The organism is Curtobacterium herbarum, from assembly GCF_016907335.1.
GTDB lineage: Bacteria > Actinomycetota > Actinomycetes > Actinomycetales > Microbacteriaceae > Curtobacterium > Curtobacterium herbarum.
Genome location: NZ_JAFBBT010000001.1, coordinates 2,876,008 through 2,889,627, shown reverse-complemented (window position 1 = coordinate 2,889,627; position 13,620 = coordinate 2,876,008). Strand labels below are relative to the sequence as shown.

Sequence of the window (13,620 nt, the reverse complement as noted above, 5' to 3'; positions counted from 1 at the left end):
GAGGCGCGGTGCGAGTTCGACTCGCACCGCGCCTCCCGTCTGTGGTCCGGCGGCCCGCCTGATCGGCGTGCGGCACGCGGCGAGCGGTCGCGACTCCCCGCTCAGTTCCGTCGAGTGGCCAGCAATCGTCGTTCCGGGAGGCCCGGTGCGACCGTTCCTGACCGCTCGGCGACCGCAGTCGGGCGCGTCGGGACCGGGCCCCTCAGACCTGCTGGCCGTTGAGGAGGATCGGACCCTCCGGCCAGTCCTCGAGCCGGGCCGTCACCGGACGGACCATCCAGCCGCCCTGCTCGGTCTCGACGATGCCGGCACCGTCCGCGGTGAAGGCGCTGAAGGTACCCACCGCCTCGGGGAACTCGTGCCAGCCCAGGTGGGCGTAGAAGGGGATCCGGTCCTCGCCGGCACCGAGGAAGCCGTACGGCACGCGGAGCCCGTCGAGCACGTCGTGCACCCGCTCCATGAGCTCGCGACCCACCCCGGAGCCCTGCAGGCGGGGTGAGACACCGACCAGACCGGTGTCGCCGACCAGGACGTCCTCGCCCCCGACCGTGACGAACATCCGGCGGATGCCGACGTGGGCCAGGACGACGCCGTCCTCGGTCCGGCCGAGCACCCGCCGCTCGGGCTGCATGCCGGCCCAGCTCCGACCGCCGACGTACCAGTGCGACCAGCTCGGGAACGCCTGCGCCAGCATCGCCGCGATCGCCTCGTGGTCGGTGAGCGTCAGTGCGCTCTCCTCGACCACCTCCCACCGGATGTCTTCGCTCATCCGACCATCCTGCCCGGGAACCGCCGCGCACGCTGACACGGCCGGTATTCCGGATACCGCGAACTGGCATTCCGGAGTCGGATCGCCCTACCGTGGCGCCGTCCACGAGAGAGCTCGTGGCGAGGGAAGGAACTCGGATGATCACGAAGTTGGTCCTCGGCGCAGCAGTCGTCGGCACGCTCCTCAGCGGCACCCTGGCGCTCGACGCCGCGACCGCACCCCGGGCAGAGGCGGCGGCCTGCTACGGCTCGGTCAGCATCTGGAAGGGCAAGAACAACACCTGCTCGTCTGCGCGTCACTGGGACGCGATCAAGAACGCGAAGTCGAAGTACGGCGCGTGGGTGACGCGGGGCCGGTACTCCACCCAGAACGCCTGCTGGGCGAACGTCGTCTCGTACGGGATGACGGCGAAGTAGATGCGTCGTCGAGAGCACGGCCGCGTCATGGCGGTCATCGCTGGCGCGGCCGTGGTCTCCATCGGCCTCGCCGGCTGTACCGGAGGGCAGCAGCGACGAGCCGCATCGACGTCCGACGCGAGATCGCTGACGGCCACCGGGCCGTGGGCGGACGAGTTCCGCGATGCGGTGCAGCACGGCGTCTCCTCGTACGAGGCAGCGATCCTCCGTGATGGCGAGATCACGCCGGCGGAGCTCGCGGACGCGCACCACCACGTCCGGCAGTGCCTAGGGGAGTCGGGGCTCGACATCGCGTACGCCACGGACGGCGGGTTCGAGCTGGAGTCCCGTGACGGCAAGTACCCGGATGACTTCTTCGAGCGGTCCGACCCGGTCCTCCGTGCCTGCGAGGAGCGGTACGACCAGTACGTGACGATGCTCTTCGAGGAGACGCGTCGGAACCCGCAGAAGCAGGACGAGGCCGCGATCACCGTCAGGTGCCTGCAGAAGGCCGGGCTGGTCGGCAAGGACTACAGCGAGCGGAAGTGGCGGGCCGAGTACGACGCGGGGGTGTTCTCGTTCCCGGAGTACGACACGGCAGCGAAGCAGTGCACGCTCGATCCGCTCGGGCTGTGGCGGACGCCGTGAGGCGGCGGCGGTGGTGCGTGGCGTGGGCGGTGTCCGCCTTGGCCCTGAGCGGATGCGCCCAGTCGGCTCCAGATCCCGTCGAGCCGACCCCTCATCGGATCGACCCAGCGGTCTTCGCGGCCGCTGGCCCCTGGGCGGCAGAGTTCGCGGAGGCAGCGGTGGCTCCGTACCAAGTGGGGATCCTTTCGGACGGAGTCATCACCGCCGAGGAACGCGCTGATGCACGAGCACGGACGAGCAAGTGCATGCGGGGCCACGGGTACCGGTACGAGGAGCACCGTGACGGTGCTGCCGACATCGACCCGTTGCATCGTCAGAGCGAGAGCATCGAGCAGGTGGCGTCGTACCTGGCTGACTGCTCGCGGCGGTTCGACCATGACATCTCGATGCTGTTCGACGCGGTCCGACGGAACCCGGAGCACCGGGCCGAGGCCGCGATCCAGGTGGCCTGTCTGCAGCGCTCGGGAGTCGTCGGCGCGGACTACACCGAACGGCGATGGCGGAGCGAACAGGCCGATGACCACTTCTCCTTCGAGGAGTGGTCCCCGGAGGCGACCCGGTGTCGACTCGACCCTCTCGGCCTCTTGCGGCAGGGATGAGCTGGCGGCGCACCAATGCCGTGTGCGGGCGGCGGCGTGACCACCGCGGAACTCATGGACTCGCACAGCAGCGGAGACACGCGGATGCGTCCGGGTTCCGCATCACGTGGTCCGAGGAGGACGCGTGCGAGATCGCCTCGATCGGAAACGAACTGACCAAGCGCGCACACGGCCCGCCTGCCCGGTCAGGGTGGGGTCACAGCATCGCGGGTGTGCCGCGCACCCGCCGCCCTCGGGCTTCGCCTCGCGCTGTGGGGCCGTCGTTCCTCCTGCGGCTCAGCGCGTAGTCACGCCAGCACAACAGTCCAGGGGTCATTGACGATGTCATATTCGAGTTGACCTGATGGAAGAAACCTAATACTTTGCACTTCACCGCGAGGCGCTCGCGGAGCGGAAGGAGAAACAAATGCTCATGAAGTTGATGGTCGGAGTTGCGAGCATCGGGACCATCCTCGGTGTTGGTGTCGCAATCGACACAGCGACGGCAGCTGATGCTGAGGCGACTGCGTGCTGGGGGCAGATCACCCAGATGAAGGGGAAGAACTACACGGGTTGCGGAATGGCCCATCACTTCAATCGCATCAACAACAAAGACCTCAAATACGGCAACAACGCCAAAGCAAACACCTGGTCCTACGAACCGCTTTGCTATGCGAATGTGACGCAGTACGGGATGGTCCGGGTCTGAGGTGGTACTGAGAAGGCGCGCTCGCGGCGTTGCGATCATGGTGTTGGCGACGCTCTTCATGAGCGGATGCGCCCATGACCGAGCGTCGGCACCGTCAACTCCCCAGCGCCTTCCGGCCGCCGGTCCCTGGGCACAGGAATTCGGAGAATCTCTGGCACTCGCCAGCGACTACGAGGCTCGGGTTCTGCGAGACGGTGAGATCTCCGCAGCGGAGCTCGCGGACGCGCAGGCCCGAGACCGTGCCTGCATGCGTGATGCCGGGTACGACCTGCAGGTGGCCGATGACGGAACTTCGAGCCTCAGTAGGATCGACGGAGCGGATCTCCCTGAGACGGGCATCGTCGACTCCGTGAGGCGGAGATGTGCTCACCAGTTCGACAGGAGTATCACGTATCTGTTCAACGAGGTGCGGCGGAACCCGGAGAAGCAGGACGAAGCGAAGATCACCGTCGCCTGCCTCCGGAAGTCGGTGCTCGTCGGGAGGGACTACACCGAGCGGAAGTGGCGGTCGGAGAACGACACCGGGATGTTCTCGTTCGACGAGTACGACCCCGCTGCCGTGCAGTGCCGGCTGGACCCACTCGGCCTCTGGCGGCAGGGATGAGCGTGCGGCGCAACAGCACGCTGTCCGGCTCGCTCCTCGGCCTCAGCAGTCTGCTCGTCGCTGCGGTGGCAGCCGTCGGCGCGGTCATTGCGCTCCCGGCCGACCCGCCCGCGGCACTGCGGACGGCGACCCCGGTCGAGACGGTGGCGGTCACCGAGCGGACGGACGCCGATGAACACCAGGTGCAGCTGGCGCTCGACACCGGTGCACCCCGAGCCGTGGTCACGAGCCGCACCGGCATCGTCACGTCCTCGTCGTGCTCGACCGGCGGAGCCCTCCGGAGCGGCACGGAGATCGCCCGGGTCGACGACCTGCCGGTGATCGCGTTGGCCAGTGGGACGCCGCTGTTCCGAGACCTCCACGACGACGACCGGGGTGAGGACGTCCGCGGACTGCAGCGGGAACTCGCCCGACTGGGGTCGACCATCACGGTCGACGGGATCGTCGGACCGGGGACGCTCCGGGCAGCGCGGTCGTTCCTCCTGGCCCACGACGTTCCCCGTTCCGCGCTCTCGGACGACACGATCGAGCGCTCGGCCTTCGCGTGGATCCCCGCGGCAGAGGCAACGGTCCGGACCTGCACGGCGGTGGTCGGGGCCCCGGTGGACGCCGACGGCACGCTCGTCGAGCTGCCCGCCGAACTCCGCGGAGCACGGATCGAGCAACTCCCCGCCGACGTCGTGGCCGGCGCGCGTGCGGTCACCGTCGGGCAGTTCCGCAGTGCGGTCGACGACCACGGGGTGGTGACGGACCCGGCGGCACTCGCGCAGATCGGCGCGCTGCCGGAGTACGCCGCGACGGTGGCGTCCGCCGACGGTGTCCCGACGCTGCCGGCGACGTGGGCGCTCGCCGACCCGCTCACGGTCCAGGTCGTACCGCCGACCGCGCTCTGGGATCTCCGGGACGACCACGCGTGCGTGCAACCGGTGGCGGAGGATCCGGTCCGGGTGGAGGTCGTCGGTTCCGAGCTCGGGCAGTCCTTCGTCCGCGTCGATCCCGGAGCCACGCTCGACCGCGTCCGCGCGGCACCGGACGGCGGCCGGCCGTGTCGGTGAGCCTCCGCGGTGTCGGGCACCGCTGGCCGAACGGCACCGAACTGTTCCATGACGTCGACCGGACCTTCGACGAGGGCACCGTGACGGCGTTGGTCGGCCCGAGCGGCTCCGGGAAGTCGACGCTGCTCGCGATCCTCGCCCGGATGACCGCTCCGACATCCGGACGCGTGGAACTGCCCGACGACGCCGCCGTGCTGTGGGTGTTCCAGAACCCGCACGGGGTGGCACGCCGGACCGCGCTCGACCACGTGACCCTGCCGTTGCTCGCCCGCGGGATGCGTCGACGTGCGGCCGAGGACCGGGCGATGGTCGTCCTCGAGCGCTTCGGTCTGGCCGTGCGGGCCACGGCGCGGTTCCGCGAACTCTCGGGTGGCGAGGCACAGCGGCTGATGCTCGCGCGGGGCGTCGCCGCGGCCCCGACGCTGATGCTCGTCGACGAACCCACCGCGCAGCTCGACCGGACGACCGCGGCCGAGGTGAACGACGTGATCGCCGAACTCGCAGCCGCCGGCACCACGGTCGTCGTCGCGACGCACGACGACGCCACACGGGCGGCATGTGGCGCTGTCCTCGACCTCGGGGCCTTCCGGTGAGCCGGCCCGGCATGCGGATGACGGAGGTGCTCCGTGAGGGCTGGCGGGACGTCGCCTCGGGCGCGGGTGCGGCGGTCGTCTGCGCCGGGGTCCTGGCGGTGCTGCTCGCGGGAGTCGTCGGCATCCGGACGATCACCGTCGCGGATGACGTCCGTGCCGCCGCCCGGTGGGTTGCATCCGGCGCCGCCACGCAGGTGTTCACCGCAGCCGGGCGGATCGACGGGCGAGCATGCGCAGCGCTGGCCGACGAGCCGGACGTGCTGGCCGCCGGGGCCTTCCGGAAGACCGAGGACGGCATGGTCGTCTCGGCGCTCCCGGGGGCGTCGATCCCGACCTACGAGGTGACCGGCGGAGCGACGGCACTGTTCAGCGTCACCGGGGCCTCGGGTGACGCGGGAGTCGTCGTCGCCCCCGAGGTGGCCGAGGCCCTCGGTGTCGGTCCGGGGCAGCAGATCGCGACGCCGGACGGTCCGGTCCCGGTCGCGGGGGTCTACGCGTACCCGGACGACGGCCGCGACCCCGAGCTGTCGTACGCGGTCCTGGCACCGACCGCTGACGACGGTGCGCCCTTCGACGCGTGCTGGGCGACCGTCTGGCCCGAGGACGACACCGCCGTCAGCGCGCTCCGGCGGACACTGCTGTCGGCGTCCGGGTCAGCGGACGGCGAGCGGTCGACGCTCGGCCAGCTGAACCCCCGGTCCGGCACCACGTTCCTGCCGAGCGAACCGCCTGCCCCGGGCGTGCTCGAGTCGGTGGCGCTCGCCCTCGGGCTCGTCGTCGGGTCCGCTGCGGTGCTGCGGCGGCGGCTGTCGATCGCGTCGGACCGTCACGTCGGAGTCAGCGCGGCGGCGCAGGCACTCGGGATCGCCGTCCAGCACCTGGCGTGGGGCACGGTCGGCGCGGCCCTGGCGCTCGCCGTGTCCGTCGTGCTCGTCCGCGGTCTCCCGCCCGGCGACGGGCTGCCGATCGTCGCGGGCGGTGCGGTCCTCTGCGTGCTCGGACTCGTCGGAGCGGTCGCAGGTGGCGCAGCCGCGGTGCCGCTCATCCGCGAACGCGCGCTGCACCGCTACTTCCGCACCCGGTGACGGTCGCCGGGAGGCGCGGTGCACGCCCGACACGTCACCCGCGACCGGCGGTGGTCACCTCGATGCGGTTCGCCCACGGGTCCTCGAACGCGACCGTCCGTCCGTCGTCCGCGGTCTGCACCCCGGCATCCCGCATCCGAGCGGTCAGCGCACCGAGGTCGTCGACGGCCGGGACCTCGATCCGGACCAGCCCGAGGCCGAGCGCCTGCTGCCGACGGCCCGCCCCTCGGGAGTTCCACGTGTTCATCGCCATGTGGTGGTGGTACCCGCCGGCGCTGACGAACAGTGCCTGGCCGCCCATCGCCGCGGTCGTCGCGAAGCCGAGCGTGTCGACGTAGAACGCCTTCGCCGAGGCCACGTCCCCGACCGACAGGTGCACGTGGCCGACGCGTCCGGGCCGGGTGTCGGCGTGCTCGAGTGCCTCGGCGGTGAGGTGCTCCTGCAGGAAGGCGTTCGGGTCGATGTACACGGTGTCCATGTCGATCGAGCCGTGGGTCCACGACCACTCGGTGCGGTCGCGGTCCCAGTACAGCTCGACGCCGTTGCCCTCCGGGTCGGTGAAGTAGAACGCGTTGCTCACCAGGTGGTCGGCGCTGCCGGTGAACGACTGCGGGTACCGCGTGGCGACGGAGTACAGGGCGGCTGCCAGGTCGGCACGGTCGTCGAAGACCACGGCGGTGTGGAACAGTCCGGCCTGCCCGGGTCCCGCGTGTCGGAGTGCGGGCTCGTGTTCGAGCACGACGACCGGCACGGCGAGCGAGCCGCCAGCTGGCACAGTGCCGCCGACTGGCACAGCACCGCCAGCCGAGACAGCGCCGCCACTCGGTGCGGGCCGCCCGAGCACGACCCGGGCACCCTCCTGCGCGAGCACCGTCAGCCGCACACCGTCCCGGTAGAACGCCGTCACGGCGTCGAGGTCGGCGACCCGGAGCGTCACGGCGCCCATCCCGGTGTCCGCGGCGAGGAGGTCCTGCGAGTTCATCTCCTCAGTGTGCGCCGACTTTGTTGACGCGTCAACTAAATGCGACACGACGTGACGCGCACGGCACCGCACCGCCCAGCACCGCGCCGCCCAGCACCGCGCCGCCCGTCACTTCGCGCTGAACCCGCCGTCGGTCTTGAGCAGCTGCCCGTTCACCCACCCGCCGTCCGGCCCGCACAGGAACCCGACGAGCGCCGCGGTGTCCGTGGGCATCGACGGCCGTCCGAGCGGGGTCTGGTCGACGGCGGACTGCCGGATCTCGTCCGTCATCCACCCGGTGTCGTTCGGCCCCGGGTTGATCGTGTTCGCACTCACCCGGACGTCGCCGAGCTCGATCGCGGCGCCGACGATCAACCGGTCGAGCGCACCCTTGCTCGTGCCGTACGGCAGGTTGAACCCGACGTGGTCGCTGGTCAGCGCGATCACCCGGCGCCGCTCGAGCGGCGCGTCGGCTCCGTCGCGCAGTCGTCGCGCGTACGCCTGGACGATGAGGAACGGCGCGCGGACGTTCACGGCCAGGTGCTTGTCGAACGACTCGACGGTGGTCGTCGCGAAGTCGGAGTCCGACGACTCGCAGTGCGACAGGACGACGGCGGTCACCGGTGCGCCCGCCTCGGCCTCGGCACGGCCGACGAGTGCGGCTGCCTGCTCCGGATCGCCCAGGTCGACCGGGAGGCGCGTCACGGCAGCCCCCGCCGCCACACACTCCGCGACGACCGCGTCCACCCCCTCCCGGTCGGCTGCCCCGTGCACCCGCTCGTCGTACGGTCCCCACCAGCTGATCGCGAGGTCCCAGCCGTCGGCGGCGAGGCGGATCGCGATGGCGGCGCCGATGCCGGCTCGTCGGCCGACCCCGGTCACCAGGGCGAGTGGTCTGCGATTGGTCATGCGGGCCTCCATCCCGACCGTGCGGCGGTGCACGGTCCTGACCACCTTGGCATCGCATCCGGTTGCTCGTCAGCCGGACCGGGCCGGGACGGGCCAAGATGGACCGATGCCCCCTGAACGCCGAGGTCGCGGCCCGCGGCCCGAAGACCTGCCGGTCGAGTCCGCCCGCGACCGCATGTCGTCGTACATCTACGGCAACATCACCGTGCTCGCCGTCGCGATCGCCGTCGCGCCGGAGCAGATCGAGCACGGGGCCGCGGTGTTGACCGTGCTGGCGACCGCGGTCCTGACCTACCTGGCGCACGTGTTGGCGCACTTGGTCGCGCACTCGATCGGTGCCACGGGGGACGAGGACGCCCGGCGCGAGACGGTCGCCGTGATCACCCGGGACGCGAACCCGATCGCGACCTCCGGCCTGATCCCGGCCGTGCTCTACGCGGTTGCCTGGATCGGGTGGTTGCCGGCGGAGTGGGCGCAGATCGCGGCCGTCGTGATCCTGGTCGTCCGCATCGGCCTGGTCGGGGTGTTCCTGCAGCGGTTCAGCGGCAAGCAGCCGTCGTTCCTCGGCCTGTGGGGCGGGGTCGTGCTCGCCGCGGTCGCCCTCGCGATCTCCCTCGTGAAGGTCGTGGCGACACATTGAGCGACCAGACGAACAGCGACGACACACCCAGCAACGACGCATCGAGCAGCGCCACAGCGGACACGGCCGCAGCGGACGAACGGCGCCGGTCGACGCGGCGGTTCATCCGCGACCTGGTGATCATCGTCGTGGCGGCGCTCCTCGCGTCGTTCCTGGTGAAGGCCTACCTGGTGCGCTCGTTCTACATCCCCTCGGAGTCGATGGAGAACACCCTGCTCGTCGGCGACCGGGTACTGGTGAACGAGCTCGTGCCCCACGCGATGCGGCTGGAGCGCGGGGACGTCGTGGTCTTCCGCGACCCGAACGCGTGGCTCGGCCCGGGGCAGGGCGACGACCTCATCAAGCGCGTGATCGGCCTGCCGGGGGACCGGGTCGCGTGCTGTGACGCCCAGGGTCGGCTGTCGGTGAACGGGCACGCCGTCGACGAGCCGTACGTGCGGCTGCCGGCCGACGTGAAGCGGGTGTCGGGCGATGACTTCTCGATCACGGTGCCGAAGGGCCGCATCTGGGTGATGGGCGACAACCGGTACAACTCGGCGGACTCGCGGATCCACGGCAACGTCCCGCTGGACGACGTGGTGGGTCGCGCGTTCGTCATCACGTGGCCGGCCGACCGGTGGTCGGTGCTGTCGCGCTACGGCGCGGAGTGGGACGCGGTCCCGGACCCGGAGTGAGCAGCCGGGCTGGCGGCGGTCGGCGGGCTGACGACGCCGGCTGGCTTGGCGGCGCCAGCCGGGCTTGTGGCGCGAGGCGGGCTGGCACCGCGCCTCCCGGCCGGGAGGCTCAGCACCCGACGGTCGTCAGCGTCACCTTCGCGACCTGGTCGGCCCGCACCCGGGTCCGCTCCGGGCACAGGTCGCCGGCGCGGACGGTGACCTCGCCGAGGGGCACGCCCGCGAAGTCCGCGGTGTCACCCGGGTAGACCTGCTGGTGCGAGGAGGGCTCCCCGTTCGGCAGGAACACCTTCACCTGGTACGGGTGGTCGGCGGCGTTCTGCGACACCGTGACGGACACCTGCCCGGTCGGGTTCTGCGCGCCGCAGCCGGTGAGGGCCAGGGTCGCGCCACAGACCAGGGCGAGGACGGGGACGACACGGCGGAGCACGGCCCCAGAGTACGCGGCGGTGGCCGGGTGACCCGTCCACTGGGGGCATGCGTTCTGGACACTGGACGAGGGTGCTGTCCGCTATCCGCGTTAGCGTGGAGACATGAGCATCGAGCACGTGGAGCAGCATGCGGATCAGGCTTCCGCTCCCGAAACCGCTCGTCGTGCTGCCCTCCTGGCCGCCCTGGACGTCGTGCAGGGTGGGCCCGAGGAGCGCTTCGAACGCATCACCCGGATCGCTCGCGAGGCCTTCGGCGTCGCCGGCTCCTTCCTCAACCTGGCGGGCGACGACCTGCTCTTCCACAAGTCCCAGCAGGCCGACGCCGTGTTCCCCGGGGCGACGCCGCTCCGGGACACCTTCTGCGGTCGCACCCTGCAGCAGGACGGGCCCGTGGTCGTGGCGGACGCCCGCGTCGACCAGCGGTTCTCGGACCTGCCGATGGTGAACAACGACCCGAACGTCCGCTTCTACGCCGGGGTGCCGCTGCACGTCGGGGCCGACGCGACCAAGGTCGGCACGCTCTGCCTCATCGACCCGCAGCCCCGGACCCTCACCGCGGACGACGTCGCCCTGCTGCAGGAACTCGCAGTGTGGGCGGAACGCGAGCTCGCCACCGGCCTCGACGACGACCGGATCCGCGCGGTCCTGTCGGGACTGCAGCCGCAGACCGTCGACCTGCCGGGCTGGACCATCGGCGGCACGTCGATCCCGCACGGCATCGTGTCCGGCGACTTCCACGACTGGCGGGTCTCCGGGGACGCCGTCGACCTGACCGTCGCCGACGTGATGGGCAAGGGGATGGCCGCCGGTCTCCTCGCCGCCGGCATGCGCGGGGCGCTGCTCGCACGGTGCAACGAGGTCCCGACGACCGCGGTCGCCGCGCTCGAGGAGCAGGTGGCGCCGGACCTCAGCGCCGCCGAGGCCTTCGCGACCCTGTTCCACGGCCGGCTCGACACGACCACCGGCATCCTCGACTTCGTCGACGCGGGGCACGGCCTGGTGCTGCACCTGCACGCCGACGGCACCGAGTCGGTCCTGCGCTCGGTCGACCTGCCGATCGGCCTGCACCCGATCGGCATCGACCGTGCCGTCGGGCAGCTCGTCCTGCAGCCGGGCGACTCGCTCGTGCTGGTCAGCGACGGCGCGCTCGAGCTGTGGGACTCGACCCTGGCGTCGCTGTCCCGCCTCGGTGCGCTGTACCGGAGGTCGTCGGACCTCGGCGCGTTCCTGGCCGGTGTCCGTGGGCGTGCGATCGAGCACGACCCGGGTGACGACCTGACCGTCGTCGTGGTGTCCCGCGACGCCTGACGGACCTGCCCGAGCCGCGGGTCACGGCGCGGAACCCCGGCGTCAGGCCCCGAGGCGCTCGATCAGTTCGCGGTACCGGGCCGCCGTCCGCTCGACGACCTCGTCCGGCAGCACCGGCGGGGTACCCGTCCGGTCCCAGTGCGCACTGAGCCAGTCGCGGACGATCTGCTTGTCGAACGAGTCCGTGCGGTTGCCCGACTCGTACGCGGCGGCGTCCCAGTAGCGGCTGGAGTCGCTCGTCAGGACCTCGTCCGCGATGCGGATCAGCCCGTCGGCGTCGCGACCGAACTCGAACTTCGTGTCCGCGATGACGACCCCGCGCTGCAGGGCGATCGCCGCCGCTTCGGAGTACACCGCGAGCGACAGGTCGCGGAGGGCAGCGGCATCGGCCGGTCCGACCAGCTCCTCGGTGCGCTCGAACGAGATGTTCTCGTCGTGCTCACCCTGCGGCGCCTTGTACGCCGGCGTGTAGATCGGTTCCGGCAGGCGGTCGCCGTTCGACAGCCCGGCGGGCAGGGCGACACCGCAGACGCTGCCGGACTGCTGGTACTCGGCCCAGCCGCTGCCGACCAGGTAGCCGCGGACGACGCACTCGACCGGGAACATCCGGAGCGGCATGACGTGCATGGAGCGGGCGTCGACGTCGGCGGGCACCGGGGTCGTCGTGCTGCTCGGGGTGATCAGGTGGTTCGGGACGTCGCGGAGCTGGTCGAACCAGAAGCGGGACAGCCGAGTCAGCAGCTCGCCCTTGCCGGGGATCGGCGGTTCCAGCGCGAAGTCGTACGCGCTGACCCGGTCCGAGGCCAGCAGCAGCAACTCGGTGGCGCCGGCGACGTCGGCGGTGTCCGCCGGGACGTAGAGCTCGCGGACCTTGCCGGACGAGACGTGTCGCCAGCCGGCGACGACGGGTGCGGTGCTCATCGGACGACCTTCGTGGCGATGTCGGTGCGGAACTGACCGCCGGGCAGGGTGATGTCGTGCAGTCCCGCGTACGCGCGGTCGCGGGCCTCGGCGAAGTCGGCCCCGGTCGCGACGACGCTGAGCACGCGGCCGCCGGTGGCGACGAGGTCCCCGTCGAGGGTGCCGGTCGCGGCGTGCAGGACCGCGACGCCGTCGCGGGCGTTCGCGTCGTCGACGCCGGTGACGACCCGACCGGTGACCGGGTTCTCCGGGTAGCCCTCGCTTGCCAGGACGACGGTGACGGCGGCCTGGTCGCGGAACTCCGGCCGCGGGGTGCTGCCGAGTTGCCCGGTCGCGGCGGCCAACAGCAGGCTGCTCAGCGGGGTCGCCAGGCGGGGGAGGACGACCTGGGTCTCGGGGTCGCCGAACCGGGCGTTGAACTCGATGACGCGGACGCCCTGCTCGGTGACGATCAGGCCGCAGTAGAGCAGGCCGACGAAGGGGGTGCCCTCGTGCTCGAGCTGGCGGACGGTCGGCAGCGCGACGAGCTCGGTGACCTCGTCCACGAAGACCTGCTCCGAGCCCCAGCGCTCGTCGAGCCACGGCAGCGGCGAGTACGCGCCCATGCCGCCGGTGTTCGGCCCGAGGTCGCCGTCGGCCAGGCGCTTGTAGTCCTGCGCGGGGGAGAGCGGCCGGACGTCGTGCCCGTCGCTGAGGAAGAACAGCGACACTTCTTCGCCGTCGAGGAACTCCTCGACCACGACGTGCCCGTGCTGCAGCCAGTAGGCCGCGTGGTCGAGTGCCGCCTGCCGGTCCTCGGTCACCAGGACGCCCTTGCCGGCCGCCAGCCCGTCGGCCTTGACGACGTACGGGGCGCCGAGGTCGTCGAGCGCCGCCGCGGCTTCGTCGACCGTGCCGGCGTACACCGGGCGTCCGGTCGGCACCCCGGCCTCGGCCATGATCCGCTTGGCGAACGCCTTCGAGCCCTCGAGCTGCGCGGCGGCCTTGCCGGGTCCGAAGACCGGGATGCCGCGGGTGCGGAGCGGGTCGGCGACACCGGCGATCAGCGGGGCTTCCGGACCGACGACGACCAGGTCGACGTCGTTCTCGAACGCGTACTCCGCCACCAGCGCGCCGTTCGACGGGTCGAGCGCCACCGTCTCGACGTCGGCCGCGATGCCGGCGTTGCCCGGCGCGGCCGTGATGACGTGGCCGCCGCGGTCCGGGGACGCGGCGTTCTCCGCCAGGAGGGCCGTGATGATCGCGTGCTCGCGGGCACCGGAACCGAGGACGAGGATTCGCACCCGATCACCCTACCGAGCCCGACTCGCCGCCCGCAGCGCACCGGCTAGCCTGTGGAG

The 13,620-nt window shown here is 71.6% G+C and carries 17 protein-coding genes; 11 read left to right on the top strand and 6 right to left on the bottom strand.

Annotation, left to right across the window (positions count from 1 at the left end; all coding sequences use genetic code 11):
* Positions 1 to 202 precede the first annotated feature (202 nt).
* A complete protein-coding gene (locus JOD51_RS13740) occupies positions 203 to 769 on the bottom strand; it encodes a GNAT family N-acetyltransferase (protein WP_204609434.1) in 567 nt (188 codons plus the stop codon).
* A gap of 137 nt (positions 770 to 906) precedes the next feature.
* Here JOD51_RS13740 and JOD51_RS13735 point away from each other — a divergent pair, with 137 nt between their 5' ends.
* From JOD51_RS13735 to JOD51_RS13700, 8 genes are all read left to right on the top strand, one after another.
* Entirely contained in the window at positions 907 to 1,185 is a 279-nt protein-coding gene (locus tag JOD51_RS13735) for a hypothetical protein (RefSeq protein WP_111237830.1), read from the top strand.
* A 27-nt stretch (positions 1,186 to 1,212) separates the two neighbouring features.
* Complete coding sequence (locus JOD51_RS13730; protein WP_204609432.1) at positions 1,213 to 1,812, top strand: hypothetical protein; 600 nt, start codon at positions 1,213 to 1,215, stop codon at positions 1,810 to 1,812.
* Entirely contained in the window at positions 1,797 to 2,411 is a 615-nt protein-coding gene (locus JOD51_RS13725; RefSeq protein ID WP_204609428.1) for a hypothetical protein, read from the top strand. Before JOD51_RS13730 ends, JOD51_RS13725 begins: the two co-directional genes overlap by 16 nt.
* Positions 2,412 to 2,817: 406 nt before the next feature.
* Positions 2,818 to 3,099, top strand: a complete 282-nt coding sequence (locus JOD51_RS13720; RefSeq protein WP_166779862.1) for a hypothetical protein — start codon at positions 2,818 to 2,820, stop codon at positions 3,097 to 3,099.
* A 247-nt stretch (positions 3,100 to 3,346) separates the two neighbouring features.
* Positions 3,347 to 3,703, top strand: coding sequence for a hypothetical protein (locus JOD51_RS13715; RefSeq protein WP_204609426.1), 357 nt, complete (start codon positions 3,347 to 3,349; stop codon positions 3,701 to 3,703).
* Positions 3,700 to 4,758, top strand: coding sequence for a peptidoglycan-binding domain-containing protein (locus JOD51_RS13710; RefSeq protein WP_204609424.1), 1,059 nt, complete (start codon positions 3,700 to 3,702; stop codon positions 4,756 to 4,758). The genes JOD51_RS13715 and JOD51_RS13710 overlap by 4 nt, the downstream gene beginning before the upstream one ends.
* Entirely contained in the window at positions 4,749 to 5,351 is a 603-nt protein-coding gene (locus JOD51_RS13705; protein ID WP_204609422.1) for an ABC transporter ATP-binding protein, read from the top strand. The genes JOD51_RS13710 and JOD51_RS13705 overlap by 10 nt, the downstream gene beginning before the upstream one ends.
* Positions 5,352 to 5,362: 11 nt before the next feature.
* Positions 5,363 to 6,436, top strand: coding sequence for a hypothetical protein (locus JOD51_RS13700; protein ID WP_204609420.1), 1,074 nt, complete (start codon positions 5,363 to 5,365; stop codon positions 6,434 to 6,436).
* A gap of 34 nt (positions 6,437 to 6,470) precedes the next feature.
* Here the strand turns inward: JOD51_RS13700 and JOD51_RS13695 are convergent, their stop codons facing one another.
* On the bottom strand, positions 6,471 to 7,418 hold the full coding sequence (locus JOD51_RS13695) for a VOC family protein (RefSeq protein WP_204609417.1): 948 nt from the start codon (positions 7,416 to 7,418) through the stop codon (positions 6,471 to 6,473).
* 108 nt (positions 7,419 to 7,526) lie between these two features.
* Positions 7,527 to 8,306 (bottom strand): SDR family oxidoreductase, encoded by a 780-nt coding sequence (locus JOD51_RS13690; protein WP_204609414.1) that lies wholly within the window; start codon positions 8,304 to 8,306, stop codon positions 7,527 to 7,529.
* 106 nt (positions 8,307 to 8,412) lie between these two features.
* Here JOD51_RS13690 and JOD51_RS13685 point away from each other — a divergent pair, with 106 nt between their 5' ends.
* A complete protein-coding gene (locus tag JOD51_RS13685) occupies positions 8,413 to 8,946 on the top strand; it encodes a hypothetical protein (RefSeq protein WP_204609412.1) in 534 nt (177 codons plus the stop codon).
* Positions 8,943 to 9,620 carry a signal peptidase I gene (lepB, locus tag JOD51_RS13680; RefSeq protein WP_204609409.1) on the top strand — a complete coding sequence of 226 codons (678 nt, stop codon included), beginning with the start codon at positions 8,943 to 8,945 and terminating at the stop codon, positions 9,618 to 9,620. The genes JOD51_RS13685 and lepB overlap by 4 nt, the downstream gene beginning before the upstream one ends.
* A gap of 109 nt (positions 9,621 to 9,729) precedes the next feature.
* Here the strand turns inward: lepB and JOD51_RS13675 are convergent, their stop codons facing one another.
* Positions 9,730 to 10,050, bottom strand: coding sequence for a hypothetical protein (locus JOD51_RS13675; RefSeq protein ID WP_204609405.1), 321 nt, complete (start codon positions 10,048 to 10,050; stop codon positions 9,730 to 9,732).
* Positions 10,051 to 10,153: 103 nt separating this feature from the next.
* Between JOD51_RS13675 and JOD51_RS13670 the strand changes: the two genes are divergently transcribed.
* Positions 10,154 to 11,359: a PP2C family protein-serine/threonine phosphatase gene (locus JOD51_RS13670; RefSeq protein ID WP_204609402.1), complete on the top strand. Its 1,206-nt coding sequence runs from the start codon at positions 10,154 to 10,156 to the stop codon at positions 11,357 to 11,359.
* 42 nt (positions 11,360 to 11,401) lie between these two features.
* Here the strand turns inward: JOD51_RS13670 and JOD51_RS13665 are convergent, their stop codons facing one another.
* Together JOD51_RS13665 and purD are read right to left on the bottom strand one after the other, a co-directional pair.
* Entirely contained in the window at positions 11,402 to 12,280 is an 879-nt protein-coding gene (locus tag JOD51_RS13665; protein WP_204609399.1) for a phosphoribosylaminoimidazolesuccinocarboxamide synthase, read from the bottom strand.
* Positions 12,277 to 13,563, bottom strand: a complete 1,287-nt coding sequence (purD, locus tag JOD51_RS13660) for a phosphoribosylamine--glycine ligase (protein WP_204609396.1) — start codon at positions 13,561 to 13,563, stop codon at positions 12,277 to 12,279. The genes JOD51_RS13665 and purD overlap by 4 nt, the downstream gene beginning before the upstream one ends.
* Positions 13,564 to 13,620 lie beyond the last annotated feature (57 nt).

Coding starts and splice junctions, on each gene's coding strand:
- JOD51_RS13740 (WP_204609434.1), bottom strand. CDS start 769: ATGAGCGAAGACATCCGGTGGGAGGTGGTCGAGGAGAGCGCACTGACG.
- JOD51_RS13735 (WP_111237830.1), top strand. CDS start 907: ATGATCACGAAGTTGGTCCTCGGCGCAGCAGTCGTCGGCACGCTCCTC.
- JOD51_RS13730 (WP_204609432.1), top strand. CDS start 1,213: ATGGCGGTCATCGCTGGCGCGGCCGTGGTCTCCATCGGCCTCGCCGGC.
- JOD51_RS13720 (WP_166779862.1), top strand. CDS start 2,818: ATGCTCATGAAGTTGATGGTCGGAGTTGCGAGCATCGGGACCATCCTC.
- JOD51_RS13715 (WP_204609426.1), top strand. CDS start 3,347: ATGCGTGATGCCGGGTACGACCTGCAGGTGGCCGATGACGGAACTTCG.
- JOD51_RS13710 (WP_204609424.1), top strand. CDS start 3,700: ATGAGCGTGCGGCGCAACAGCACGCTGTCCGGCTCGCTCCTCGGCCTC.
- JOD51_RS13700 (WP_204609420.1), top strand. CDS start 5,363: ATGCGGATGACGGAGGTGCTCCGTGAGGGCTGGCGGGACGTCGCCTCG.
- JOD51_RS13695 (WP_204609417.1), bottom strand. CDS start 7,418: ATGAACTCGCAGGACCTCCTCGCCGCGGACACCGGGATGGGCGCCGTG.
- JOD51_RS13690 (WP_204609414.1), bottom strand. CDS start 8,306: ATGACCAATCGCAGACCACTCGCCCTGGTGACCGGGGTCGGCCGACGA.
- JOD51_RS13685 (WP_204609412.1), top strand. CDS start 8,413: ATGCCCCCTGAACGCCGAGGTCGCGGCCCGCGGCCCGAAGACCTGCCG.
- JOD51_RS13670 (WP_204609402.1), top strand. CDS start 10,154: ATGAGCATCGAGCACGTGGAGCAGCATGCGGATCAGGCTTCCGCTCCC.
- JOD51_RS13665 (WP_204609399.1), bottom strand. CDS start 12,280: ATGAGCACCGCACCCGTCGTCGCCGGCTGGCGACACGTCTCGTCCGGC.